This is a genomic window from Azospirillum sp. TSO22-1 (assembly GCF_003116015.1).
In the GTDB taxonomy this organism is placed as follows: Bacteria; Pseudomonadota; Alphaproteobacteria; order Azospirillales; family Azospirillaceae; genus Azospirillum.
This window is the reverse complement of record NZ_LGQZ01000031.1, coordinates 17,379-41,043: the sequence shown is the minus strand read 5'-3', so window position 1 is coordinate 41,043 and position 23,665 is coordinate 17,379. Positions and strand designations below refer to the sequence as shown.

Sequence of the window (23,665 nt, the reverse complement as noted above, 5' to 3'; positions counted from 1 at the left end):
CGTCGCCGTGGCGGTCGATCTGGTTGCGGATGGCGGTGCGGATGAAGTCGGTGCGGTTCGCGTAGAACCCTTCCTGCACCAGAAGATCGATGTGGCCGAGGTCGACGTAGCCGAGGTTGATCGTGATCTTCTCGCTGTCGCCGGCCTTCGGCTTCAGATCGCGTGCGCTGCCGGCCATCTCTGTGCCATCCCATAACCATCCATGTGGATGGTATGTGGGCGCTTCCCGGAACTGGTCAAGGGGGAGTCGGCGCTGTGCCGGTCGATCATCGGCATTGCAGCGGCGGGTCGATGCCGTAGCGCCATCCGAGCTTCAGCGTGAGGCACCCGTTCTCGATGCTTGCGGTGCTCGGAATGCCCGTACATCCCACGGCCTGGGCCTTCTTGGACACGGCGGCGATGAACGCGTCGCCACAGGGCGCGTAGGAGGCTGTCGCTCCAGACGATCCACTTGGATTTCCGGTGCCGCACCATGAAGATGCGGTTGCTCTCTTCATCGGAGAACGTTCCGGGGCAGCCGGATATCGAGAACCGGTCATCGGTCCCGGCGCACGTTGCACTCGGTAGACCGCCCAGAACACCGCGAGAATGATCTGAATGGTGTCTTGCGCTTTTCTGTGGGGAATAAGCCCATATGCCGGAATTGCCGCATCACGAAACCATTCGCAGCACCATTTTCCTTGCAGACGGCCAAGGCACTCCCGATCCGGCCGGTCAAACGCACGGAGCACGACAATGGCCATGGAGACAACCGCGCCGTCCAGCACTCCAGTCTCCCGGAGCGCGGTGATGGAATATTTCGTGCCGCCGTTGGTGATACCGGTCGCGGTGGTGCTGGCGGTGGTGCTCTTCGCGCTGTTCCATGGGCCCGTGGTCTGAGCCGGAGGCGCGGTCATGCGGAAGGACGTCGAGAGAGAGACCTTCGAGAGGTGCGTTGCCCATGTGACGCTTCGTCCGGACGACTTCATCATGGAGGACGTCGTCGAGGCCCAGGTCGTCGGCGGCGGCACGGTCCAGACCCATGTCATCACGGTGACCTACGCACCGACCCGGATCTTCCGCACCTACCGCTCGGCACTCCCTTCCTCATGGAGTGGGCAATTCAGGAAGGATCTGGACGACGGGCTGTTCTACTGACCGCGCGCCGGTCAAACCATCGGCGCAATGCTGGCCGCCTCTTCAGCAAAGCCGTTGTCGAGGCCCCAGATGGCGGCCTGCGTGCGGTTCGACGCGTCGATCTTGCGCAGCAGGCTCTTGAGGTGGACCCTCACCGTCGCCTCGGTGATCCCGAGGTGATTGGCGATCACCTTGTTGGAATTGCCGTGCAGCAGGCAGCGCAGGATCTGCGCCTCGCGCTGCCGTGCGGCCCGTTTCGCCGGCCGGCAGGTTGGACGCGGATCCGGTGCCGATCCTGAGGCGGTCAGGGGGCGTCGGCGAAGGGGTACGGATCCCGCCCGTACGTCCACGCCGCCTCGTAGGGCTGGCCGCCGGAGGACTGGACCAGCACCAGGCTTGCAAAGCCGCAATCCCCGGCCGCCTGGGCCTCGTGCACGGCTCCATGGAGCGCCAGGATGAAGGACGCGTATGGGCCGTAGACGAATCCGTCGGCGCGGACCAGCCAGCCGCCGCTCCTCTCGACCACAAAGAAGGCGAGTTCGGTCCTGAGGGAGCCATCCTTGTCGCCGCCCGGCAACCCGACCGGCCGCATCGTTCCGGAGGTGCCGCCGAAGGCCGTGTGGTATCGCCGCGGCAGGTGCTGGCCGATCATACCTGGTTCCTCGTTGCCGCGCCGGTGAACCCAGCGCACACGTTGGTGAAACTGTGAAGTCGCGCACCGTCGCGCAGCGCGGCCCGTGCGGGCGGCGATATCGGGGAAGGTTGCGTCGTTATGCAACTTGCCGCGGGGAGGACCCGCCAGCGGCGTTCCGCATCGGTCCAGCGCAGGTGTTCGCGCAACACGTCGGCACCCTGGGGCACCGTTCCGGCGACGCTGACGAAGGTGGCGGTCATGGGCTTGCTCCCGATTGGCTCCGAAAGTCCGACAAAGGCCACGCGTCCTTCCGGCAAAGGACCGGGGATCACGGCTCGTTTCGTCTTGTCGTGGAAGCGGGCACCGGGGAGCGCGGCGGTCCCAAGTCCTGGCGACCGAATTGTCCGGACGCCTCGACCTGACATGGGGTGCGGTGTCCGTCATCGGCAGTAGGGCGGACGGACATTCCCGGCGCATCGGTACAGGCTCCTGCCGCCCGCATCCAACCGGGCGGATCAGATGTCGTCGGACTCCCTGGACAGGTGGGCGAGTGCTTCCCGCAGCCAGGGATCGCGGACGGTCCGATCGCGCCGCGCCCACGGGACGTTCGTGGTGTTGCCCGCCTCGTAGAGACGTTGCGCCAGCGCCTCGACGGTCATCCGTCCGCTGATCTGGTCCTCGCGGGCGACGCGTTCGCGCCCGGTATCCACCGCCTTGAGCCGGTATTGGTGCTGGTCGTTCTCCGGCGGCAGGAGCCGTTCGACGCGGTGGGCGCCGCTCGGCGCGCCGCGCTTCACGGCCGGCGCCGCGAAATAGACGATCTGGCCGATGTGGTATTTCGGGGTGTCCATGGATGGCCTCCGGCCATGCGGATGCATCAGACGCCTTGCGCGGAAACCGTCGCCTTCCGTCGGCCTTGCGTTCCGCGCTTGGCCGGCCGCGAGTCCCGCCGCCTGACGGCTTCAGCGTGAATGGCGGGCAGCATGGTCTGAGCGGCATGCTGCTGCTTGGGCGTGCCGGTCTGCGCCAGACGCTCGGCGTTGGAGATCAGGTTGCCAAGGTCGTCGTCGGTCATTCCGGGGAGCTTGTCGAGCAGATCCATCGTCATCGGGCCTTCGTTGTTTGCGGGGCGTGTTGTCGCCGTGTGGTGCGTGCGCCATCCGGCCAGCCAGTTCCGCGCAAGGGGGCTGCCGGTCGGGTGCGGGTTCGCGGACCGGGCGATTCCGGCCGCCGCCGCCAACTCGCCCACGAGAAACGCGACGCGGCTCCAGCGGGCGGGTTGCCCGCTGGGTACCGTCTTTTTTTGAGCCATGTGCGCTTCGGCGCTCCGCGTAAAGTACAGATCTCTTAAATTGGGTGTTGCATCAAAAATTCAAATGGAAAACCGATCAGAGATGAAAATAACTCCTTAATTGTCCCGGCGCGACTAAGCGAGGTATGGCAAGTCGTGTTTTTAATTTTTTCTGGGGGCACCGTGGTGCGAGCCGAAAACAGAAAGAAAACAGTGGGCATCCTCGGCACCGCCGCCATCACCACAGCCCGCGGGCCAACGGGAGGAAGGACATGTGCCCGAGGTGGATCCGGCGCGGCTTCCCCTCGGGCCACCGATCGGTTCAGGGTGGGGCAAGTGTGGCAGGGCTTGTTTTGCCAAGCCTGCTCAGGTCAGCACCGCCTCGGCCGATGTCACGGGCGTCACCGGCCCTTCGGCCAGCGTGTCGCGCAAGGTGTCGCGGAACAGGGCGATCGGCTGCGCCAGCCGGTTGGCCGGCACGCGGTGCAGCATCCAGGCGCGGACCTGCGGACGGAAATCGACGGCATCAATGATTTCGACCTCGTCGCGCCAGCGGCTGCGCACCAGGGCACCGGGGCGACGACGCCCAGCCACCCGTCCGACCCGACCAGGAAGAACGACTCGGTATGATCCATGGTGTAGGCGTCCGGATCGTCGACGCGCACCGGCACCTTCGCATACTTGACCCGAAGCTGCTTGGCGAAGGCGGCGATGGCGTCTTCATTGCCGGTGAGCCTCTGGAGGCGCGGATGGAACAGCGCCACGTATCCGGCCAGATGCCCGGGCGTATCGCGGCGGGGATCGACGGTGACGAAGGCAAGCCGCACGCGCTCGCCCTCGGCTCCCAGCCGGTCGACTGCTGCCGCCATGGTCTGCAAGCCCGTCGGACACACGTCCGGGCAGAAGGTGTAGCCGAAGGTGAGCAGCAGCGGGCGGCCATGGAAGTCCGCCTCGCTCACGGCCGTGCCGGTCTGGTCCGTCAAGGCGAAGCGGACGCCATCGTCGGCTTGCGCGCTGCCGAAGAGCCCGCACCCGATGAGAAGCAGCGTCAGAAGGACACGCACGACCACCCTCTCTGCTTCCGACCATGACGGGGGCGGGCATCATAGTACGTTCTGCATAGCCCGTCTTGTAGCCCGTCAACTCAGATGCCCGCCCCGGCCTGATGCTCGCTACTTGCTGGAACTCTTCCCCGCGCCTTCGTGGGCTGGGGCCGCCGCGCCGGCACCCTGCACGTCGACCTCCACGGTGACCGGGCCACCCTTCTCGAAGGTCAGTGTCAGCGGGAAGGCCTTGCCCTTGACGAGCGGCTGCTTGAGCCCGAGCAGCATGATGTGCAGCCCGCCCGGAGCCAGCGTCGTCGGCGAGCCCGGCATCACCTCGATGGCATCGACCGGGCGCATCTTCATCACGCCGTTGTCCATCATATGGAGGTGCAGTTCCGCCTTGTCGGCCACCGGCGTGGAGACGGACACCAGACGGTCGGCATCCTTTCCGTGACCGGTCAGAACCATGTACGCCGCGCCGTTCTGCGCCGTTCCGGCGGTGGCGCGCGCCCAGGGGTGCTCGATCTCGACCGCTCCGGCCTTGTAGCCGTGCGCCAGAGCGGTGCCTGCCGCAACGGCCAGCACCGCGGCCAGGGTCATCGTACGCATCATCGTGGAATCCTCCTGTGGTTGGGAATCAGGTTTTCAGCAGGGCGCGGATGCGGTCGGCGAGCGCATCCGCCGTGGTCCCCGGGGGCATGACCCCGGTGACGGCTCCGCTGCGATCCGTCAGGTAGACGAAGGCGGAATGGTCCATGAGGTAGTTGTCGGCACCGGCCTTGGTGTCGACCTTGGCGAAGTAGACGCGGTAGGCCTTGGCAACGGCCTTGATCTGTTCGGGCGTGCCGGTGAGGCCGAGGATACGGCTGTCGAACAGGGCGGTGTATTCGGCCAGCGTCGCGGGCGTGTCGCGTTGCGGATCGACGCTGACGAACAGCGGCTGCACGCCGCCGGCATCACCGCCCAGGAGGTCGAGGGCCTGGGCGATGGTCTGCAACTCGGTCGGGCAGACGTCCGGGCAGTACCGGTAGCCGAAGAACAGCACCTGCACCTTGCCGGGGAAGCTGCTCTCCGTCACCGGCCACCCGTTCTGGTCGGTGAGGGTCCAGGGACCGCCGACGTTGCTCAATGCTGCCGCCTCCACGCCGCCGCCGGCATGTTCGACCTGCACCCAGGCGAGGCCGGCCACGGCCGCAACGGCCAGGGCCAGACCGGCCCAACGGATCCGGACGGGTTTCGTCGTCACGGCTTGCTCTCCTTCCTGTCATCCTTGGTTCCGACGGGAACTTCGGTCTGGAACACGGTTTTCCTGAGATCGCCGAGCCCCACCTCCAGACGCAAGGTCCAGCGCCCGGCGACCGGCATCTCGATACCCTCCGCGTCGGCCATGCCCGACCCCGTCACGGAGAGGACCCGGCGAGCCGGTGCCGCACCGCCAGCGGGCAGTTCCCATTCGAGCCCGGCTTCGGACAGCGGCAGTGGGCGGCCGTCGGGTTGCGACACCCGGATCCTCACCCGGTTGAGCCCCGGCCTGGCCGGCACCACCTCGACCAGCGCGGAACGCCCGTCCTTGATGACCACCGTGGCCTGGCCGGCGTCCGCGCCGGTGTCGGCGCGCACCATGGTGTCGCCCGCCATCAGGGCCCGTGGCGGTGGCGTGAACGCGAAGAGGGACGTCAGCAGGAGCACGGCGGCGGCGAATATCATCTCCGCCCGGATGCTGCGGCGCAAGGCACCGGCCGCGGCGGCTCCGCCGCTGTCGAGAGCCGGTGTCAACCGGAGCCGGTTGTAGGCGGCCAGCGCCAGGAGTCCCGTAACGACGAGCATCTTGCGCAGCCAGTTCTGCCCGTACTCGGTGGTGAGCAGCGCGTCCGGCGTGCCGATCTGCAGGATCGACAGGCCGGCGCCCGCGGCAACCAGGACTCCCACGGCGCCGACGGCCAGCGTCGAGAAGCGCCGGGTCAGCCGCGCCGCCTCGCCGGGCGGCTCGGTGCGCAGGGCGACGGCCAGGGGCCACAGCGCGCCCAGCCAGTACGCCGCCATCAGGCCGTGCAGCCCGACCAGCGGAGCGCTCAGCCAGCGCGGCGGTGCGGTCGCTGCGTGGCCGGTGACCGCCAGCGAGGCAGCCCCCAGCAGCGCACCGAACACGAGCAGCCCCTGTCCGGCGGCATGGCGCGGGGCCAAAGCCAGGCCGGTCGCGCTGGCCAGCAGGGCGCCCAGCGCGATACCCGCGCTGAGCCCGGCGGTGCTGGTCACGCCCGTCGTCCAGATCGCGGAGGACGCCAGGGCCGTGCGCGGGCCGCCGGCCAGCACCGCGCCGTTCACCCCGACCGGGAGCACCGCGGACACTCCGGCCGTCAGCAGGAGAACGCACAGGCCGGGCTTCAGCCGGTCGTTCAGCGGCGACCATCGGCCGGGCACCAGAACGAGGAAGAGACCGCCGCCGACCCCGGCCAGCAGGGCGGCGAAATGCAGGGCGCGGACCAGCAGGGCCGCCAGGGCGATGGAAACCGGAGTCTCGGCGTGCGTCTCCGGCGCCTCCGGTGTCGGCGCGACGCCGATGCCGAAGACGATGGTGCCGGCCACCGGGTGGCGGCGTGCGCGTCACGCGCGGCTTCGTTGGCGTAAACGACGGGCTGTCTCCCCTCGGGACGGGTCGATCGGCCGAAGCCGCGGATGTCCATGGCCCAGACGTCGAAGCCGCGGGCCGCCAGATCGTCCATCCAGGAATAGCCGGCGACGTCGAAGGCTTTGGCGGTCGGCACGCCATAAGGGTGGAGCATCAGCACCACCTCGCCGTCGGCGAACCGGGTCTTGCCGGCTGGGGCTTTGTGCAGCAGCTGGAGTTCGACACCCGGATCGCCGCCGGGGATGCGCACGTCGTCGGTGGCCGCCTTCGCGGGGATGGCCAGGGCAAGGAGCAGTCCGGCGAGGATCAGGATGACCCTGGCTGGGAGTGAAAGCCGTTTCACGAGTATCGTCCTCATAACGCGCGTGGCGTAGCCGATCCGGGCGTCTCCCGGATGCGGGCAGACACCGCCAATGCCTGGGGGCGGATCAGGTGGCGCCGAACCAGGCACCCGGCTTCGAAGCCTCCGGGTGCGAACGGGCCGGCGGTGCTGGTCCGTTCGGCGCGGGCGTGGGATGCCCCGCCGGACGGTCAGGTCCGGTCGCTGGCCGGGGGTGCCCGCGGGTTGAGAGGGGTGTGCTCAAAACGCCAGGAGATTCGGTCCATGCCCGGCGGTTCGGGGTCGGACAGGACGCCCGATGCAGAAGACTGGTGGCTGAACCCCGGCGGCGGCGTGAGCGCATGCGCGGCCAGCGCCATGCAGAAGGGGCAGGCCGCGCCGTGGTCGTGGGGTACCGGTCCCTTCGACGCCGGCGCCGGATCCGCCACCGGTGCCTCGCCATGCTCGTGGGCGTGATGGTGATGTGCGTGCGCCGCCGGACCCTTGCCGTCGGTTGCCGCCGCGGCAACGGCAGGACTCATACCCACGGCCCGGCCGCGCATCGCCATCGCAAGGTCCGGCAGCGCCGTTTGTACGAGGATGGCAAGGACCGCAAGCCAGCATGCGAGCAGCCGTAGGGGCCGCTCAGGGCTGGCGTGGCCGCCTGCCCTGGGCGGCCTCGTCCACTTGCCGCACCCGCCTGTCACAACGATGTCCTGCGCCGCCGGTGAGCCGAACGTCTCCTCCATGGTGCCGTTGATGATGGCATGGAGCCGTTCCCATGGCCGTCAGCGTAGCACCCGTTCGTCGGTGGCAAAAGCCGGATCGCCGTCTTGCGGCGCCGGCGGAGGCGGGCGATCCGCATGGCGGGAAGGTCGCGGCCCGAAGACCCCGCCGGGCGATTCGGCTGCATTCGGACAGTGAAAAGCACGTCACCGAACCTCGCTTTACAGCCTATGGTATTCGTGCGATATCCGCGGGTATGCAGGCGGCGGAACGTCATACGCCGATTGTTCGGCGAACGGAGTTCTTCAAGCGGATCGGCTCGTCTGTCGATGCCGTTCTCCCGCACCTGCGGTTGTCCTGGAAGGGGCTTGGCCGGACGGTGCGCCGCATCGGCCTGATGGCCGGCGTGATCGCGCTGATGGTCCAGGTGTTCGCCTGGACGTTGGCCATGCCGGCGCAGGTCGCCGCGATCGACTGGATGACCGTCTGCACCGCCGAAGGGCTGGTCCACCTCGACGTGGACGGCGCGCCGACGGGCACGGATGCGCCGGTGAAGCATCCCGGCATGGAACATTGCCCCTTGTGCCCGCTGATCGGCGGGTTGTACCTGCCGCCGCCGGTCCAGCCGGTGTTGCGGCAGACCATCGCACGGCATGGTCCCGAGGGATTGCCCGGCGCGGAGGTGGTGGCGGGCTGGTTCCTGTCCACCCTCCAGGCGCGCGCGCCACCGGTCTAAAGTCCAGGGAAGCGGGATCGCAGCGCGAGAAACGTGCGCGCCTTCCCGCCTTGCCATCCGACCTATCCCCGGCCCCGCACGCCGTCCGCGCGTTCGGAACGCGGCGCGTGCGCATGGCTGGACTCAGATCGAGGATCTTCATGACGTCGCGTCTTTCCGCGGCCGGCGCCCTGCGCGCGGCCCTGCTGTCGAGTGCTGCCCTGGCCGGCCTGTCGCCCGCCGGCGTTTCGGCCCAGACCGTTTACCCCCTGCCGACGCTTTCCGTGATCGCCTCTCCGGGCGACATGTCCACCCCGCTGTCCGGCTCCGGCCTGGGCGAGGCGGGGCTGGCCGTCCGCCGGCCCGCCACCAGCGACGCCGCAGCCCTGCTGCGTGGCTTGCCCGGCGTGAGCCTCTACGGCAACGGCGGCGTGTCGAGCCTGCCGGCGCTGAACGGGCTGGCCGACGACCGCGTCAATGTGCTGATCGACGGCGTTCCGGTCACCGCCGCCTGCCCCAACCACATGAACCCGCCGCTGTCCACCATCCCTCCCACGCAGGTGTCCAAGGTGGACGTGCTGGCCGGCATCACGCCGGTCAGCGCCGGCGGCGACAGCATAGCCGGCACCATCACCGTCGAAAGGGCGCCTCCGGTGTTCGCAGCACCAGGCGAGGGGGTGCATACCGAAGGCAGCCTGTCGGCGTTCTACCGCTCCAACGGCCACAGCGTCACCGGGGCCGCCGCGGCGTCCGTCGCCAACGACGCCTTCAGCCTCGGCTACAACGGGGCTTGGAGCCGCGCCGAAAACTACAAGGACAGCAATGGCCGGACCATCCGCTCGACGCTGTACAACGTGCAGGACAACGTCCTGACCTTCGGCGCGCGGCGGGACGGGCAGCTGGTCACGCTGCAGGGCGGTCTGCAGTATATGCCCTATCAGGGCTTCCCCAACCAGCGCATGGACCTGACCTACAACCGCAGCCTCTTCGTCAACGGCCGCTACGAGGGGGCCTTCGACTGGGGAACGCTGGACGCCCGGGCCAACTGGCGGCGGACTGAGCACACCATGAACTTCCTGTCCGACAAGGGCGGCACCGCCACCGGCGGCATGCCGATGGACACCTTGTCGACGGAAGCCGGCTACTCGGTCAAGGCGACGCTGCCGCTGTCGGCGCGCGACACCGTGCGCGTGGGCAACGAGTTCCGGCACTACCACCTGGACGACTGGTGGGACCCGGTGCCCGGCAGCATGATGATGGGGCCGCAGACCTTCTGGAACGTCAACGGCGGCGACCGCAACCGCCTGGGAACCTTCGTCGAGTGGGAGGCCAACTGGTCGCCGGCGTGGACGACCCTTCTCGGCGTGCGTAACGACGTCGTATGGATGGATACCGGGACGGTGCAACCGTATTCCTGGCAGAACCCCATCCGCATGGGCATGATGACGATGGCCAACCCGGACGCGGCTGACGCCCGTGCCTTCAACGCCCGCGACCGCGCCCGCACCGACGTCAATTTCGACGCGACGGCGCTGGTCCGCTACACCGCGTCGGACACCACCGAGATCGAGGCCGGCTACGCCCGCAAGACCCGCTCGCCCAACCTGTACGAGCGCTACGCCTGGGGCACCGGCAGCATGTCGAGCAGCATGAACGGCTGGTTCGGCGACGCCAACGGCTACGTCGGCAACCCCGACCTCAAGCCCGAGGTGGCCAACACCGTCAGCGTCACCGCGGCCCTGCACGACCCCGCCCGCAAGGCGTGGGAGGTCAAGGTCACGCCTTACTACACCTATGTGCAGAATTTCATCGACGTCGACCGGATCGGCACGCTGAGCAACGGTTTCGTCAAGCTGCGCTTCGCCAACCACGACGCGGTCCTCTTCGGCGCCAACGTGTCCGCGGCGGCCACGGTCTACGAGGACGAGCGCCTCGGCGCGTTCCGGCTGTCGGGCGTGCTCGGCTGGGTGCATGGCCGCAACCTCGACACCGGCGACGGGCTGTATCACATGATGCCGGTCAACGCCCTGCTGACGGTCGAGCACCGGCTGGGCGGGTGGTACAGCGCCCTCGAGCTTCAGGCGACCGCCCGCAAGGAGCGGGTCGAGTCGGTGCGTAACGAGCCGGAAACGCCGAGCTATGCCCTCGTCAATCTGCGGACGGGGTACGAGTGGAACAACATCCGGTTCGACGTCGGCGTCGAGAACCTGTTCGACCAGCAGTACTACCAGCCGCTGGGCGGTGTCGATTACGCCGACTACAGGGCCGGCGGCAGCCGGGGCCGGGTCGGCGCGCTGCCGGGGGCCGGCCGCTCCTTCATCGCCGGCATGACCGTGAAGTTCTGAAGCCGGTCGGCCGGCGCTCCTTCGGGGGCGCCGGCCGGCTGTCTTCCGGGTGTGCCTGCGGCGGATGCGGCCGGCGCCACCCCTTCAGAGCGTTTCCCGAAGGAACGCGAAGTTCGTACCCTGATACCGCCGGAACGGTGGAGGGGCCAATGCTGCGCGGCGTGCTGCTCGTCGTCTGCGCGATCCTGGGTCCGATCGGTGTTGCATCGACGCCGCTGGCGGCCTCGCCGGATCCGGCGCGGTTCATCTTCGTGGCATCGGCGCTCGATCCGACCGTCGCCATCATCGACAGCGCCACCGATTCCGTCGTTTCGCGAACCCGTTTGCCGGGACTGCCGAAGCAGATCGCGGCATTGAACAAGGGAACCGAACTGGTGGCCAGCGATGTCGGTGCGCGCCGGCTGTACGTTGTCGACGCGGCGAGCGGCTCCGTGAAGCGGGAGCTGGACACCGGCATCGCGCCCGTCCTGCTGCAGGTCGACCGGACGGGGACGCTCTTCGCCGTCGCCGATCCCGACGCGGGCGCGGTCGAACTCATCCGGTCCGCCGGTGGGCCGACGTTGCGGGTCCCCGACCTTACCGGCCTTCGATCCATGGCCTTTGCCCCGGACGGACGCCTCCTGGTCGCACGTGGCACGCGGGTCGCCCTTGTCGATACGGCGGCGGGACGGATCGCGGCCGACTTCGCGGCGGACGAGCGCGACGGCCTGATCGTCCAGGTCGCCACCGATCCCGGGGGCGAATACGCATTCGCCGTGCATGGCGAACGCGGCGTCCTGACGATCTTTGCGCTGAAGGAGACGGCCAAGGCCACGCGCGTGCAACTGCCGCCGCCCGTGGGACGCCTGCTGCCGAGCGCCGACAGCCAGTTCGTGATGATCCCGGTGGCCGGCGGGCAGGCGGTGTCGCTCATCTCGACCTGGACGCTCAAGGAGAGCGCGCGCATCCCGATGTCAGGCCACGTCAGCGGTCTCGGCCTGGGGCTGTTCCAGAGCGTCTCCATCGGGCTGAGCCGGGCGGCGCGCACCGTGCAGACCGTCGATCTGCGCGACCGCCGGCGTCTGGCGCCGCTTCCGGTGCCCGGCGTGCCGGAGGCCGGCGCGCCATCGCCGGACGGCCTCAAGTTCTATGTGGCGCTGAGCGATACCGGGCGGGTCGCGGTCATCGACGTGCTGCACGCGAGCGTCAGCCGCGTCATCGAGGACGTGGTCGGCGGCGCTTCGACGGTGGTGTCCGCCGTGGGCAGCGCCTACTGCCATTGAGCCGCGCAGGGCGGGGAATAGCCCGCCACGAGGGGCGTCCTTGGATCACACGGCACCGGTTAGCGGTGCCTTAGAGAGGAGGGCAGGTCATGATGCGCACAGTCTATGCCGCCACGCTCATCACCGTCGGGTGGCTCGGCGTCTGCGCTCCGGCGCAGGCGGCCGGGGAGCCCGCCAAGACCGCCCAAGCCATGGGCGGCCAGATCCTCACGGATCAGAAGGGCATGACGCTCTACACATTCGACAAGGATGCGGGCGGCAAGTCGACGTGCAACGGCCCATGCGCCGCGAACTGGCCGCCGCTGGCCGCCGCGGCCGATGCCAAACCCATGGGCAAGTACACCGTGATCACCCGCGACGACGGGGTCAAGCAGTGGGCCTACAGCGGGAAGCCCCTCTACACCTGGGCCAAGGACGCCAAGCCCGGCGACACCACCGGCGACGGCGTCAACAACGTCTGGCACGTCGCCAAGCCCTGACCATCCCTCCGGAGGAGGCCGTGCCCGGGCGGCCTCCTCCGGACCCTTCCGGGGATCGGGGCCGTCAGCGGCACTGCCCGTCGCCGGCCCCCGCGAGGGCCGCCGGGCGTCGGCTTCCGGTCTCGATCATCGTGACCTCGTGTGGAACGACGCCGATCACCGCGACCTTGCCGGCGTCCGGCAGCGCCACGTACACGGCCAGCGACCCCCGGCCGGTGGAGACCCCGGCCGGTCGGGCGGGAAGGGCGACGTCCGCGATCACCCGCGGCGTCATCGTGTCGACCACGAAGACCCGTCGGCCGCTCTCCGAGACGAAGGCGCCCATGCTGCCGCCGAACACCGGGACGAACCCGGACACGGCGGCCGGGACGGCGAGGCGAACCTCTTCCTTCAGGGCGTCGATGGGGCGGAGCGCCACGACCTTGCCGCCGTCGAGCGGCAAGGCGGCGTAGTCGCCCAGCAGGTACAACCCCCGCGCCGGCTCCCCCAGATCGATGCGCGCTTCGACCCGTCCGTGGACCAGATCGTAGGAAACGAGGCGGCGGCCGTCGCCTTGCATCTCCAGCGCGCGGCGGTGGTCGGCGGACAGTGCCAGGCGCTTCCGGCCCGACAAGGAGTCGCCTTGGTCTCGGATGACGCCGGTCTGACGGAAGCGCCGAAGATCGAAGGCGACGAGCCCCGCACGCCCGTCCACCGCGATGAGCGCAATCTCGCCGGAATGGCCGAAGGCAACGTCGGACACCTTGCTCAGGCCGGTGACGGCGTGCGTCGTGCCGGGCTCCGCCAGACGCCCGAACAGAATCTGTCCATTCTCGCAGATGATGGCCAGCGTCGTCTCGTCCGGTGACAGGAGGAGGCGCGTCGCCGGTGCGTCGAGGCGGACCGTGTCGATGTCTTCGCCGGAGCCGATCCGGCGGATGCCCACGGCCGGGCGGTCGCGGTAGGACAGCGCCACGAGCCCGGTCTTGGAGGATTGCACCATCAGGCTGACCGGGCCGTCGACGGGCATCATGCCCTCGATGCGGTTGCTGTCCGTGTCGATCATCGTCAGATGCGGCAGGGCTTCGTCGGCTGCCAGAAGCCGATTCGTTGCCGCCGCAACGGGAGCGGCGAACAGGCACGAGGCGAGGATCGTCGCCGGGATCCATCGCGCCGAAGCGGTCAGCGCACCCATCATGCTCATATCCTCGCCGGTTCCGGAACGAGCCGCATCGGCCGTCCGCCGGCGACCCTATGCGCGCGCCGGCGCCGGAGCTTTGATCTGCCGCAAGCGTTCGTCCGGCGTTCTTTTGGTGTTCGGTGGCTCCCTGGTTGTCGCGGCTGGCTTTTGGGCATGCAGACGGCGAAGCTATCGGATGTGCCGACGACATGTCCGATCAACACGGAGCATGCCGCATGCCGCGCCATCTTTTCGAACCCCGGCTCCACGCTACTCGAAGGATTGGGCGCGTCGGTCGGATGTCCGCTCCCATTCACGCTCTTGGCTCGCCAATTCGGCAAGCTTTCGGTCGGTTTTGGTTGCCCAATCGCGGACGGTGGGGTCGGCGTGGGCCAGAAGCAGGGCCAGCCGCTGACGGCGGACTTCGATGACGTCGGCGAGGCTGCCCGACGATGAAACGGGCAGGAGCGATGCTTCGAATGCCGCAAGCACGGCCGCTCGATCCGGAGCACGGTCGAGCAAAGCCAAAAACAGGGGATAATCGCCTTCGGGCAACTCCTTGGCCGTCCCGCGAGGAAACAGTCCAAGGAGGCACGCGGTCCTGGGATAACGGTCGCCGGGTGCGTGATCCGCCCACTCGAACAGCACCTCACGCTCCACTGCAAGCAGGGGGTTGCGTTTGCGAAGGCTCGTGCGACGCCATATCCAAAAATCTTCGTCCTCGGGTGTTTCCCCGACAAACGCGTCGAGGAAGGCGGTCGGTTGTCGTTCCGCAAGGGTGAGAAGGGTCTGTTCGAAGGCGTGCAGCAAGGAGCAGTGGTGATTCTCGGTGGTTGTGATGATGGCCTTGCCCAGCCGGTACGCGGCGTCTGCCGCATCTTTCCCCGCAAAACAGTATTTGACGATCTTGGAAAGCTTGTAATCTGCGTTGGCGCTGTGTTTCGCAAAATCCTGCGACAGGACCAGAGAACGGCCGACCGATGCCAGGGCGGGGGTAAATGCGCTTTTACCTTCACTTCGAACTCTGTAGACCCGATAGGATAGGATGTTCATGGCCACAGCGAGCCCGCCCGGCTGATCTCCGATCACTTCCACCAACGGCGCCATAGTCTCGTCCGACAACTCCTCGGAGTGGCCGTACTGAAGCGGCCAATAGGCACTTGCCGGGGCCAGCGACACGGCAAGCGATCGGTGGAGACGATCCACTCCTGCATCTCCGATGGGTACGGCCGTCTGCAACCATGGAAACCACGGGCCGAAAAGCGGATCGGAAACCGCCTGGTCCAGCACGCCTTCGACCCAGGCGCCATCGCGCTTCGAGGCGGCCCAGAGAAATCCGCGCAGGATGGTGGTATCCCGGTGTTCGTCGTCGGTGGTCGCGAACGCGTTCGCAAGACGTCGCCAGAGGGCGTTGAGGCTGGAAGCCGCTTCGCCGAGGCTGGCGCCGAGCGCGTGCACTCGGCCACCGTTCGCGGCAATCAAGTCCGGCAGCAGCCGGTCCAGCGTTCCATCTTCGATTGCCAGGGCGTGGCCGAGGGCTTGGATCTTCTTGTTGAGACGTGCAGAAGCCCCGTCAAGGTCATCCAGATCCTCCATGGTTTCCGTATCGAGGAGATCGTCGATGCCTTTCCCTTCCGACAGCACATAGGCGTGGGTCATCTGCATCAGGTCTGCCGGTCGCAGGTGCTGTTCGAGCCCGCGGAGCGTGGTCAAGGAGTCGGCCGGCATATGTTCGCGATCGAAGGCGATGGTGGCGCACATCGCCTTCCAACCCTCCGACCAGAATTCCTTTCCGGCGATGGTTCGGATCGCGGCCGCCAGATCGTCCGTCAGGAGCGGTACGCTCCATAACAGGCGCAGGTGTCCGGCCAACAAGGCGCGGATCCTTTCGGAATACGGCGCTCTGGACTCATCGAGGGTTACGGCCCGAGCAAGCGCTGTCCGATACCATGCCGCCTGCTCTTCGAGCGACTTGGGTTGCCAACCGTAGTCGCGCGCATGGGCGCCGAAATTGAATCGGTGCGAGGAACTGAAATGGCCGGCGTTCAGCATGGCTCCCAATGCCGTCACACCGATCTCGTTGAAACGCGGCTCCGGGTGTGTCAGCAGGCGGTCGATCATCGCCAGTCTTTGGGCTTGGCTGGCGTGCGTACCCGAGAGCACCAGTGAAAACAGGGCCTCGACGTGCTCTCGGCCGGAATAGTGGTTGTTGTCCGGTGCTTCCGTTGCGAGAGCGCGGATCATTAACCACGCCGCCTGATCGAATCTGGCGGAGCCGTATGCCAGGGTGTGCAGCAGGCCCACCAACTCGCTGCGGTGATACCGGTCGGCAGCAAAAAATGCCGCGTCGCCTTTGCGGTCCGCTGCCGTCTGGATAGCGCCCAGCGCAAGGTCTGGCTGCACCGGTGCCACGTTCTCGAATATTGCCCACTCGTTCCGTGGCAGTTGCGCGACATCTCCCAGGCGCCCATCCGGCTTCAGCCACGCGGCGACGAGGGTCTGGGCTGCATCGCTGTCGTGCAGGAAGCCGATGCGGCGGGAGAACGACCTCCCCAAACGGGCGGAGGCTTCCTGTTCCATGGCCTTGCGAACCATAGCGACCGGGAGGTTTTCCAGTGCTGTCCGCGCCAGGTGGATGGCGAGCGCCTGCGGCAGCACCGCCCGCCAGCGGTCGCGCTTCTGAACCAGTTGGCGGCGCATGAGTTCGGCCACATGGCGGTGCAGTTCCGCTGTGGTCTGTCCGGCCAATTCCGCCAGCACCGGCAGTTCGGCGCCGTCCCCCTCCATGGTCTCGCCGTCGAAGGAATAGACGAGCGCACAGGCTTCCGCCGCGCGCAGCACAGCCTGATCCTTGTCGTGGCGCTGGTGGAACAAGCGGTTGAACAGATCGCTCCTGGACAGGCGGGCCACGCTGTCACCCCGCCGGACTGTCTCAGCCAGTGCGAGGGCAAGCCGAGCGTTGCCTTCCGACAGATCGACGATGCGACGGCGATCCAATTCCGCGATATGGCGGTGGGAGCGGGCGACGAGACGTTCGATGATCGAGTCGGATGCCGGTTCGAGGCGAAACACGGTGGTGTTCTCGTGCTCGTCGTCGCCGACGTCATATTCCACGGTGATCAGGCTGAGCGCACCACTGGCGGCATCGAGTTCGTGGGTGAGCGCGATGTGCAGTGTGGGAGGGCAATTGTCGACGATCATCACCGCCCGTCGTCCATCGCGGGCGAGCCTCGTCAGCAGGCGCTGGGGTGATGGATCCAACTCGGTTCCGACATCGGCGTACACCACCAGCGCCGGATCGAGTGCGGCGTTTCCAACGCGGTCGTCGAAGAGCGCTTGCACCAGCCGCGTCTTGCCCATGCCCGAGAGTCCGACGAGACGCACCGCGGCGCCCGGTTGCGACAGCGCCGCCCGCATGCGCTCCAACCCTTCGGCAATGGGGATGCCTTCCCGGCCGAGGGCGGAGCTATCGAACAGCCGGCCCCCATCATCCAGCAGGTACTCGCTGTCCACCGGCTGCGGAGCGGCCGACCAGTCGCCGAATGGTCGCCAGCCGTTGAGCGGCTCACCGATTCTATCGCGGACCCAGAGGACGAGGCCGGGGTGCTGGCTCGTCCAGCGGGCGATCCGGTGGCCGTCGTAGAAATCCAACACGACCCTGCCGGCTTCCGCGATGTTTCCGATGGCCTGTCGCATGGCCTTGCGGCGCGCTTCCAGTGCGGTATCAGACAGGTTTTCCTTGCCGCTGACCAGGATGTAGGCCCCCGCCTCCGCCGCCAAGGCGGTGAAAATCGGGCGCGGAATACCCCCGGGGCTCATCTCGGCGGCGATACCTGCGGCGCGGCGGCCGGCCTTTTCCTGCTTGACCTGAAAGACCGTGCAGAGCCGCGGCACCCAGTCGGGCGCCATGGCCGACTTCGGAAGAGCGACCCGAACGTCGACGCCGCCATCCGGTGCACGCGGATCTCCGCCATAAGTAACCGCGGATATCGGCAGGTCGGCGTGGCTCAGTTCCCGCTCGCACAACCTTCCCACCAGGGTTCTCAGGTCGTCGTCGGTCAGTGCTTGGATGTGCCGGGAATCGAGTTCGAACATTCTGGCAATTTATCGGATAAGCCCCTCTGAAACCAATCCCGTCTTCGCGTCCACTGCGATCCGATGTGGATGACCAGTGCCTATCTCTGCCGTTCTCTTAAGACGACCGGCTAAAGCTCTCTTTCAGCTTTCAATGGCTCCCTTTCGGCAGGCAACTGGATCAGCCGGTCCGCCCATGCAGCCAACGCCTGCTTCCGTTCTTCAAGATATTGATGACGGTTGTATATGGCGGCGACGCCTTTGATGGTGCCCTGACTGTGATTGAGGATTTTGTCCACGACGTGGAGTGGAACGCCCAATTCGGCCATCATGGTGGCCGCCGTGCGGCGCAGGTCGTGGAAACGCCAGTCAGGGAGGGGCTTAACGGTTTCCGGATCGTCCCCTTTGCCCTTTGCCTCTTTCTGAAGATGAGCAACGATCCCGGCGTCCAGCGTCTCCTTCGCGTCGCTGAAGGCAGATATTGGCGTCCGACCGGTGGCGGTGAACACGAACTCCGATCCTTCCCAGCGCGGCAGGGCCCGCAACAGATCTACGGCGACCGGTGACAGGTGGACATCACGATGCGTTCCGCCGCCGCGTTCAGCCCCTGCCCGTTGTGCGGCGGACACTCGTTTCGGGTGCACAGCCGGTACCAGCGCCTCCTCCTCGACCTGCCGCTCTCGGGGCGTAACGTCCGCCTGCACCTCCAAGCGCGGCGCTTCCATTGCGATGTCCCAACCTGTCGTCGCCGGATCTTCGCCGAGCGCTTCGATCCGGATGTTCTGAAGCCATGGGCCCGGCGAACAGCACGGCTCGACGATGTCGTCCATCATCTCGGTCTCGCCCTCGGTGGACGCCCCGCGGCGCGCCTGGGACGACGCCTGATGGTGCCGATCGCCGACCGCTGGCACCTCATGGAGAACGCCAGCCACGCCTTCCTGGATGCCGTGCGCAAGTCGATGCGCCAGATCCGCACCGCCATCGGGGCGGCGACCGTCGATCCCGCCCTGCTCACCGCGGCGGAGCGCATCCAGTACGAGGGCTATCGGCGCCGGGAGGAGACCAACGGCGTCATTCTCGCCATGGCCAAGGAGGACGTCGCCATCAAGGAGATCGTCCGCCGCACCGGCCACAGCCGCAAGCTCGTCCGCAAGGTCGTGCGCGGTCAGCGGTCCGACATCTTCCGGATCCGGGAGAGCTCGCTTGACCTGCATCTCCCCTGGTTGGATGCGCAGTGGGCTGCCGGGCAGCACAACGCGGCGGAGCTCTGGCGCCAGTTGAGGAGGAGTGGGTTCCGGGGCAGCCTGCGTGTCGTGGGCGAATGGGCGACGCGTCGCCGGCGCTCAGACCAGGCGCAGGCCGGGGCGCTCGGCCGTACGCCGGCGGCGCGGACGATCGCGCGCTTGCTCACCATCGGCCGGGATGCTCCGAGCAAAGCGGAGACGGTGACGGTCGCGGCGATCGAGGGCGGCGTGCCGCTGCTGGTCGAGGCGCGCGAGATCGTGGCGGCGTTCCAGTCGATGATCCGGAAGAAGAGCGCCGAGGAGTTCGAGCCCTGGCTGCAGCGGGCCAAGGCGAGCTTGGTGGCGTCCTTCGCCAACGGGGTCGCCAAGGACCGAAATGCCGTCATCGCCGCAATTACCCTGCCCTGGTCCAACGGTCAGACCGAGGGGCAGATCACCAAGCTGAAGTTGGTGAAGCGGCAGATGTATGGCCGCGGCAAGCTCGACATCCTTCAGGCCCGCGTCATCGGCACCGGATGAGGTCGCACCATCAAATCTGCGACAGAGCCCCAATCCGACGCCGGTTGACATCACGCCGTTTCAGGCCCGCTTCCATCAGACATCGCGCTGCCCGCTGCCACCAGTTCCCGCGTGCCAAGCACCATATGATGAATTGGCCCGTCTATGATGATCTGTCATAACTCGCGTAACCAGGTTCCGGGATGAACCGCATGGTGAAGCTGGTCCTGGCAGCGACTGTTGTCGCCGCTGCGCTTGCCGGCTGCACATCGACCCCGCTGCCAACGAACATCGACTACAAGAGCCGGGCCGTGACGCGCACCGAGGGCGGCGTGCGCATATCGGCCGCCGTGCTGTCGGCTGAAGAGAGCGTCACGGTATACGGTGTGCCGCTCGCGAAGAAATCCATTCAACCGGTCTGGATCGAAGTCGAGAACCGGGACGATCGCGCCTATTTCCTGTTGTCGCCGGGCCTTGATCCGAATTTCTTCCCAGCTTCCGAAGCGGCGGAAGCATTTACCCCAGGCGACCCGCCCGATCGGACGTTGGAGCTTGACCGACGCTTTTGGCACCTTGCCTTCCACAACCCTGTCCCCCCTGGTGCAACGACGTCGGGGTTCGTGCTGACCAACCTTGATGAGGGGTTCAAGTTCGTTCACCTCGACTTGGTCGCGAACGGACGCGCAAGAACGTTTTCGATCCTCACAACCGTGCCCGGCTTCCGCGCCGATTACCGCATGACCCAAGTGTTCGGGCGCGAGATCTACCCGGCCGAGAAAATTGTAAACTACACGGATGACGCCGCGTTCCGGGCCGCGCTGGTGGCGTTGCCGTGTTGCGTGACCAACGAGGCGGGCTCGAAGAACGGCGATCCGCTCAACCTGGTGGTCGTGGGCGGCCTCGACGATGCCTTCCCCGCATTCGCACGTCGCGGCTGGCATGCGACCGAGGAAAAGTGGACGGGATCGATCATGAAGGTGGTGACATCCGCGCTGTCCGGCGAGCGCTACACCAACGCTCCGGTGAGCGATCTCTACTTGTTTGGACGGGTTCAGGACCTCGCTTTGCAGAGGGCGCGCGACAACATCCATCAGCGCAACCATCTTCGGCTGTGGCTCAGCCCGATGCGCTACCATGGCAAACAGGTGTGGGTGGGTCAGATCAGCCGTGATATCGGCAGCCGTCTGACCATGCATTCCCCGACATTCACGACGCACAAGATCGATCCCGACGTCGACGAAGCACGCGGGGCGCTGATGCAGGACATGGCGTATTCCGTGAACCTCGCAAAACTGGGGTTTGTGCAAGGAGTGGGAGCCGCGCCAAGGAGTGCTCCGCGCGGCAATCTGACGACCGACCCGTACCACACCGATGGACTTCGCGGCGTCCTCGTGTTCGACCGCCGGCACACCTCCTTGGCGCGCATCACGTTCTTCCCGTGGCAGGGTACGGACGACGAGGCCGAGCAGGTAACCGGGCGGATCAAACAATGAACCCGTTGCCGCCGCGCCCACGAACAAGGCACGGAGTCATGCATGCGATGCGTCGTCTGCTGAGCACTGTGGCATGTGTCGCGAGTCTCTCACTGGCGGCGGCCGGTTGTGCGGCGTGGCAAGCCCCTGCCGACGTCAGCGATGCCGGACTGCGGGACCGTGCCGTGAAGGCCACCAAGCGCGACGTGCGCGTGAGTGCCGCCGTATTGAGCGCCGACGACAGCCGGCGCATGCTCGGCGTCGAGGTCGATAGGAAGCGCGTGCAACCGGTGTGGATCGAAGTCCAGAACCAGACGGCGGATCCGCTGTGGCTTCTGCGCCCGGGCACCGACCCCGATTACTTCTCGCCGCTCGAAATCGCATGGTCCGTGCACATGCCGCTCGCCGAGGATGCGAACGCCCGCATCGACGAGCACTTAAACAAACTCGGGTTCAAGAATCCTGTCCTGCCGGACGTGACGCACGCTGGCTTGCTCTTCATCAACCCGGAGCACGGCGTCAGACTCCTGAACATCGATCTGCTCCAGAGGAAGGCGCTGATCCCCTTCTCCCTCTTCCTGAGCGTGCCGGACGACGCCGGGGATGAGCGCTTCGCATTCAGCGCGTACCGGTATCCTGATTCGGCGATCAAGGACCGCAACACTCTCGCCGCCCTGCGTTCGGAGTTGGAGCGGCTGCCATGCTGCGCCACCGATCCGCGCGGTACGGCGTACGGCGCCCCCCTCAACATCATCTTCGTCGGCGAGTCTTCCGACATTGGGGCGGCGTTGGCACGCCGCAGCTATCGCCGCGACATGAGACCCGTGGATGCGGTCGAACAGGTCTTCGGCCGCCGGCCGGATATCGTGGGACGCAAGCAGTCGCAAGCGGGTGCGCCGGCGACCTGGGTGCGTGCGTGGCTCGCACCCATCCGCTTCGAAGGTCGCTCCGTGTACCTCGTGCAGGTGGGACGGCCGGTCGGCGGGCGGTTCGCGCCCCCGGACGCAACAAGCGTCGTTCTGCATGAGGATGTGGACGAGGCGAGAAACCTCCTCATTCAGGACATGATGTATTCGGGCGGTCTGGACAAGCTCGGCTTCGTCACCGGTGCCGGTCCGGCCTCCCCGACGCAGCCTCCAACGGCGTTCAGCGGCGCCCGCTATCAGAGCGATGGTCTGCGCGCGGTCATGTTCTTTGCGACGCGGCCGATCGGCCTTTCGGAGGTAGAGTTTCTCGATTGGGAGCCGTATCTGGACGGACGCAGGTCGGCCGCACGCGACGGGAACGACGATGCACGCAAGTGACTGGATCATCGAAGCGCTTGCAGCTGCCCGACGGCCCCGCGCTCCTCGCATGCCGTTGAGCAGCAGCAATGTGTTGTTGGCCGTCGCGGGCTGCCTCACCCTCGGGGCATGCACGGCAAAGCCGCTGATTCCTTACTCGACGGACACGCCGCCACTTGCTCTCGTCCCGGCCTCCCAGGCCAGGGTGGAGGACAAGCGGGGGCGTTTCCGTGAGATCTACTGCGCCGTGCTGGAGGCGCGAGGACGCGACATTCCTGATTACCGCCCCTGCGAGGACGCCCTGACCCGCGTCGGCAGCGAACCCGCCGGCACCGGCAAGCGCGTCGAGCTCGGCCCATCGAAACGGCGCTTGGTCGGCGTGATGGTCGCCGGCGTTGGGTACGAGTGTTTCGAGCAGTGGCTGCAGGCGCCCGGCACTGTCGCGACGCACGTGCGCCAGTTCGGGTATGATCTGCTGCAGGTCAAGGTCGACGCGCTGTCGAGTTCCGCCAACAACGCACGGCAAATCCGCGATGCGATCATGGCGATGCCGGCGGAGGCCGGAGCATCGCGTCTTGTGCTGATCGGCTACTCGAAAGGTGCGCCGGACATCCTGGAGGCGGTGGTCGCCTACCCTGAGATTCACAGCCGTGTGGCCGCGGTGGTCAGCGCCGCGGGTGCCGTCGGAGGGTCGGCGCTCGCTGACGATGCCGAGCAATACCAGGCCGACCTGCTGCGGCACTTTCCCGGGGCGACCTGCACCTCAGGCGACGGCGGTGCAATAAACAGCCTGCGGTCCGCAACGCGCAAGAAATGGCTGGCGCAGAACCCGCTTCCTCGCGCGTTGCGGTACTACTCGCTCGTCACCTTCCCGCAGCCGGACCGCATCTCGTCGATCCTGACATCGAGTTACGACAAACTTGCCCGCATCGATGCGCGCAACGACAGCCAGATGATCTTCTATGACCAGGTCGTACCCGGCAGCACCCTCATGGGCTATGTCAACGCCGACCACTGGGCGCTTGCGGTGCCGATCTCCCGAACGCATGACACCATCGGCTCGTTGTTCGTGACGCAGAATGCGTATCCGCGCGAGGCACTGGCGGAGGCGCTTTTGCGTTTTGTCGAGGAGGACCTGACGGCATCCGCCCGGTGAGATCTGGGCCTAGCAGTCGTAAACGCCTGCTGCACAGCGGCGCGAGGTCCTTCGCGCGACGCCGGCATAACTCACCGGCGTCAGGGGGCGGCCGACGACAGCCTCGGCGGTGGGGACGGCGCTGCGCACGCCCGGAACCTCGAATCGCTCGCCGAATTCCAGACAAATACCGTACATGGCTATCGCCAGCAAACCAACGCCGATGCGCTTCAACATG

The 23,665-nt window shown here is 67.1% G+C and carries 24 protein-coding genes and 3 pseudogenes; 11 read left to right on the top strand and 16 right to left on the bottom strand.

Features of this window, described 5'->3' with window-relative positions; all coding sequences use genetic code 11:
- Positions 1-178 (bottom strand): annotated as a pseudogene (locus TSO221_RS10120) (CopG family transcriptional regulator); the annotation flags it as partial.
- An 88-nt stretch (positions 179-266) separates the two neighbouring features.
- Positions 267-767 carry a hypothetical protein gene (locus TSO221_RS34930; RefSeq protein WP_146208753.1) on the bottom strand — a complete coding sequence of 167 codons (501 nt, stop codon included), beginning with the start codon at positions 765-767 and terminating at the stop codon, positions 267-269.
- A gap of 127 nt (positions 768-894) precedes the next feature.
- Between TSO221_RS34930 and TSO221_RS10115 the strand changes: the two genes are divergently transcribed.
- On the top strand, positions 895-1,137 hold the full coding sequence (locus tag TSO221_RS10115; RefSeq protein WP_109118368.1) for a hypothetical protein: 243 nt from the start codon (positions 895-897) through the stop codon (positions 1,135-1,137).
- Between the two features lie 11 nt (positions 1,138-1,148).
- Here TSO221_RS10115 and TSO221_RS10110 read toward each other — a convergent pair.
- From TSO221_RS10110 to TSO221_RS36370, 6 genes and pseudogenes are all read right to left on the bottom strand, one after another.
- Positions 1,149-1,358: pseudogene (locus TSO221_RS10110) on the bottom strand (LuxR C-terminal-related transcriptional regulator); the annotation flags it as partial.
- Positions 1,359-1,420: 62 nt separating this feature from the next.
- Positions 1,421-1,768 carry a hypothetical protein gene (locus tag TSO221_RS10105; RefSeq protein ID WP_109118367.1) on the bottom strand — a complete coding sequence of 116 codons (348 nt, stop codon included), beginning with the start codon at positions 1,766-1,768 and terminating at the stop codon, positions 1,421-1,423.
- Positions 1,765-2,010, bottom strand: coding sequence for a hypothetical protein (locus tag TSO221_RS10100; RefSeq protein ID WP_109118366.1), 246 nt, complete (start codon positions 2,008-2,010; stop codon positions 1,765-1,767). Before TSO221_RS10100 ends, TSO221_RS10105 begins: the two co-directional genes overlap by 4 nt.
- A gap of 255 nt (positions 2,011-2,265) precedes the next feature.
- On the bottom strand, positions 2,266-2,601 hold the full coding sequence (locus TSO221_RS35925) for a hypothetical protein (protein ID WP_199229437.1): 336 nt from the start codon (positions 2,599-2,601) through the stop codon (positions 2,266-2,268).
- A gap of 26 nt (positions 2,602-2,627) precedes the next feature.
- A complete protein-coding gene (locus tag TSO221_RS34925) occupies positions 2,628-3,062 on the bottom strand; it encodes a hypothetical protein (RefSeq protein ID WP_146208752.1) in 435 nt (144 codons plus the stop codon).
- A 345-nt stretch (positions 3,063-3,407) separates the two neighbouring features.
- Entirely contained in the window at positions 3,408-3,635 is a 228-nt protein-coding gene (locus TSO221_RS36370) for a hypothetical protein (protein WP_247877995.1), read from the bottom strand.
- Positions 3,636-3,667: 32 nt separating this feature from the next.
- Between TSO221_RS36370 and TSO221_RS36365 the strand changes: the two genes are divergently transcribed.
- The gene (locus TSO221_RS36365) at positions 3,668-4,132 is read left to right on the top strand and encodes a hypothetical protein (RefSeq protein WP_247877994.1); all 465 of its coding nucleotides are present in this window, start codon (positions 3,668-3,670) and stop codon (positions 4,130-4,132) included.
- A gap of 81 nt (positions 4,133-4,213) precedes the next feature.
- On the opposite strand, the gene TSO221_RS10080 is transcribed toward TSO221_RS36365, so the two are convergent.
- From TSO221_RS10080 to TSO221_RS10070, 3 genes are read right to left on the bottom strand one after another with little or no spacing between them, the layout of a single operon-like run.
- Positions 4,214-4,699 (bottom strand): copper chaperone PCu(A)C, encoded by a 486-nt coding sequence (locus tag TSO221_RS10080; RefSeq protein WP_109118363.1) that lies wholly within the window; start codon positions 4,697-4,699, stop codon positions 4,214-4,216.
- 25 nt (positions 4,700-4,724) lie between these two features.
- Positions 4,725-5,333 (bottom strand): SCO family protein, encoded by a 609-nt coding sequence (locus tag TSO221_RS10075; RefSeq protein ID WP_109118362.1) that lies wholly within the window; start codon positions 5,331-5,333, stop codon positions 4,725-4,727.
- Positions 5,330-6,673: a copper resistance D family protein gene (locus tag TSO221_RS10070; RefSeq protein WP_109118361.1), complete on the bottom strand. Its 1,344-nt coding sequence runs from the start codon at positions 6,671-6,673 to the stop codon at positions 5,330-5,332. The genes TSO221_RS10075 and TSO221_RS10070 overlap by 4 nt, the downstream gene beginning before the upstream one ends.
- 11 nt (positions 6,674-6,684) lie before the next feature.
- On the opposite strand from TSO221_RS10070, the gene TSO221_RS34920 reads away from it, so the two are divergent.
- On the top strand, positions 6,685-7,047 hold the full coding sequence (locus TSO221_RS34920) for a hypothetical protein (RefSeq protein ID WP_146208751.1): 363 nt from the start codon (positions 6,685-6,687) through the stop codon (positions 7,045-7,047).
- A gap of 200 nt (positions 7,048-7,247) precedes the next feature.
- Here TSO221_RS34920 and TSO221_RS10060 read toward each other — a convergent pair whose 3' ends face one another.
- Entirely contained in the window at positions 7,248-7,604 is a 357-nt protein-coding gene (locus TSO221_RS10060; protein ID WP_247877993.1) for a hypothetical protein, read from the bottom strand.
- Positions 7,605-7,816: 212 nt separating this feature from the next.
- Here TSO221_RS10060 and TSO221_RS10055 point away from each other — a divergent pair, with 212 nt between their 5' ends.
- From TSO221_RS10055 to TSO221_RS10040, 4 genes are all read left to right on the top strand, one after another.
- Positions 7,817-8,497 (top strand): DUF2946 domain-containing protein, encoded by a 681-nt coding sequence (locus tag TSO221_RS10055; RefSeq protein ID WP_247877992.1) that lies wholly within the window; start codon positions 7,817-7,819, stop codon positions 8,495-8,497.
- A 140-nt stretch (positions 8,498-8,637) separates the two neighbouring features.
- Positions 8,638-10,821: a TonB-dependent receptor gene (locus TSO221_RS10050; protein ID WP_247877991.1), complete on the top strand. Its 2,184-nt coding sequence runs from the start codon at positions 8,638-8,640 to the stop codon at positions 10,819-10,821.
- Between the two features lie 149 nt (positions 10,822-10,970).
- The gene (locus TSO221_RS10045; protein ID WP_109118356.1) at positions 10,971-12,083 is read left to right on the top strand and encodes a hypothetical protein; all 1,113 of its coding nucleotides are present in this window, start codon (positions 10,971-10,973) and stop codon (positions 12,081-12,083) included.
- A gap of 92 nt (positions 12,084-12,175) precedes the next feature.
- The gene (locus tag TSO221_RS10040) at positions 12,176-12,562 is read left to right on the top strand and encodes a hypothetical protein (protein WP_247877990.1); all 387 of its coding nucleotides are present in this window, start codon (positions 12,176-12,178) and stop codon (positions 12,560-12,562) included.
- A gap of 64 nt (positions 12,563-12,626) precedes the next feature.
- Here the strand turns inward: TSO221_RS10040 and TSO221_RS10035 are convergent, their stop codons facing one another.
- From TSO221_RS10035 to TSO221_RS36360, 3 genes are all read right to left on the bottom strand, one after another.
- Positions 12,627-13,739: a hypothetical protein gene (locus TSO221_RS10035; protein ID WP_146208750.1), complete on the bottom strand. Its 1,113-nt coding sequence runs from the start codon at positions 13,737-13,739 to the stop codon at positions 12,627-12,629.
- 252 nt (positions 13,740-13,991) lie between these two features.
- The gene (locus TSO221_RS10030) at positions 13,992-17,816 is read right to left on the bottom strand and encodes a hypothetical protein (RefSeq protein ID WP_109118353.1); all 3,825 of its coding nucleotides are present in this window, start codon (positions 17,814-17,816) and stop codon (positions 13,992-13,994) included.
- A 110-nt stretch (positions 17,817-17,926) separates the two neighbouring features.
- On the bottom strand, positions 17,927-18,424 hold the full coding sequence (locus TSO221_RS36360; protein WP_247877996.1) for a tyrosine-type recombinase/integrase: 498 nt from the start codon (positions 18,422-18,424) through the stop codon (positions 17,927-17,929).
- Between TSO221_RS36360 and TSO221_RS36355 the strand changes: the two are divergent.
- The 4 genes and pseudogenes from TSO221_RS36355 to TSO221_RS10005 all read left to right on the top strand — a co-directional run.
- Positions 18,362-19,558: pseudogene (locus tag TSO221_RS36355) on the top strand (transposase family protein); the annotation flags it as partial. The gene TSO221_RS36360 and the pseudogene TSO221_RS36355 overlap by 63 nt on opposite strands.
- Before the next feature lie 191 nt (positions 19,559-19,749).
- A complete protein-coding gene (locus TSO221_RS10015) occupies positions 19,750-21,030 on the top strand; it encodes an LssY C-terminal domain-containing protein (protein ID WP_199229434.1) in 1,281 nt (426 codons plus the stop codon).
- 47 nt (positions 21,031-21,077) lie between these two features.
- Positions 21,078-22,313 (top strand): LssY C-terminal domain-containing protein, encoded by a 1,236-nt coding sequence (locus tag TSO221_RS10010; RefSeq protein ID WP_199229433.1) that lies wholly within the window; start codon positions 21,078-21,080, stop codon positions 22,311-22,313.
- 49 nt (positions 22,314-22,362) lie between these two features.
- Entirely contained in the window at positions 22,363-23,448 is a 1,086-nt protein-coding gene (locus TSO221_RS10005; protein WP_109118350.1) for a hypothetical protein, read from the top strand.
- A 9-nt stretch (positions 23,449-23,457) separates the two neighbouring features.
- On the opposite strand, the gene TSO221_RS10000 is transcribed toward TSO221_RS10005, so the two are convergent.
- Complete coding sequence (locus TSO221_RS10000; protein ID WP_199229432.1) at positions 23,458-23,664, bottom strand: hypothetical protein; 207 nt, start codon at positions 23,662-23,664, stop codon at positions 23,458-23,460.
- Position 23,665: the final 1 nt, after the last annotated feature.

What these genes read in the sequence shown, in the direction of transcription:
- TSO221_RS10015 (WP_199229434.1), top strand. Translation starts at nt 19,750, where the DNA reads ATGGTGAAGCTGGTCCTGGCAGCGACTGTTGTCGCCGCTGCGCTTGCC.
- TSO221_RS10100 (WP_109118366.1), bottom strand. Translation starts at nt 2,010, where the DNA reads ATGACCGCCACCTTCGTCAGCGTCGCCGGAACGGTGCCCCAGGGTGCC.
- TSO221_RS35925 (WP_199229437.1), bottom strand. Translation starts at nt 2,601, where the DNA reads ATGGACACCCCGAAATACCACATCGGCCAGATCGTCTATTTCGCGGCG.
- TSO221_RS10000 (WP_199229432.1), bottom strand. Translation starts at nt 23,664, where the DNA reads ATGTTGAAGCGCATCGGCGTTGGTTTGCTGGCGATAGCCATGTACGGT.
- TSO221_RS10030 (WP_109118353.1), bottom strand. Translation starts at nt 17,816, where the DNA reads ATGTTCGAACTCGATTCCCGGCACATCCAAGCACTGACCGACGACGAC.
- TSO221_RS10115 (WP_109118368.1), top strand. Translation starts at nt 895, where the DNA reads ATGCGGAAGGACGTCGAGAGAGAGACCTTCGAGAGGTGCGTTGCCCAT.
- TSO221_RS10045 (WP_109118356.1), top strand. Translation starts at nt 10,971, where the DNA reads ATGCTGCGCGGCGTGCTGCTCGTCGTCTGCGCGATCCTGGGTCCGATC.
- TSO221_RS10035 (WP_146208750.1), bottom strand. Translation starts at nt 13,739, where the DNA reads ATGATGGGTGCGCTGACCGCTTCGGCGCGATGGATCCCGGCGACGATC.
- TSO221_RS10080 (WP_109118363.1), bottom strand. Translation starts at nt 4,699, where the DNA reads ATGATGCGTACGATGACCCTGGCCGCGGTGCTGGCCGTTGCGGCAGGC.
- TSO221_RS10010 (WP_199229433.1), top strand. Translation starts at nt 21,078, where the DNA reads ATGCGTCGTCTGCTGAGCACTGTGGCATGTGTCGCGAGTCTCTCACTG.
- TSO221_RS10055 (WP_247877992.1), top strand. Translation starts at nt 7,817, where the DNA reads ATGGCCGTCAGCGTAGCACCCGTTCGTCGGTGGCAAAAGCCGGATCGC.
- TSO221_RS10040 (WP_247877990.1), top strand. Translation starts at nt 12,176, where the DNA reads ATGCGCACAGTCTATGCCGCCACGCTCATCACCGTCGGGTGGCTCGGC.
- TSO221_RS34925 (WP_146208752.1), bottom strand. Translation starts at nt 3,062, where the DNA reads ATGGCTCAAAAAAAGACGGTACCCAGCGGGCAACCCGCCCGCTGGAGC.
- TSO221_RS36365 (WP_247877994.1), top strand. Translation starts at nt 3,668, where the DNA reads ATGATCCATGGTGTAGGCGTCCGGATCGTCGACGCGCACCGGCACCTT.
- TSO221_RS10060 (WP_247877993.1), bottom strand. Translation starts at nt 7,604, where the DNA reads ATGGCGATGCGCGGCCGGGCCGTGGGTATGAGTCCTGCCGTTGCCGCG.
- TSO221_RS10050 (WP_247877991.1), top strand. Translation starts at nt 8,638, where the DNA reads ATGACGTCGCGTCTTTCCGCGGCCGGCGCCCTGCGCGCGGCCCTGCTG.
- TSO221_RS10105 (WP_109118367.1), bottom strand. Translation starts at nt 1,768, where the DNA reads ATGATCGGCCAGCACCTGCCGCGGCGATACCACACGGCCTTCGGCGGC.
- TSO221_RS10005 (WP_109118350.1), top strand. Translation starts at nt 22,363, where the DNA reads ATGCCGTTGAGCAGCAGCAATGTGTTGTTGGCCGTCGCGGGCTGCCTC.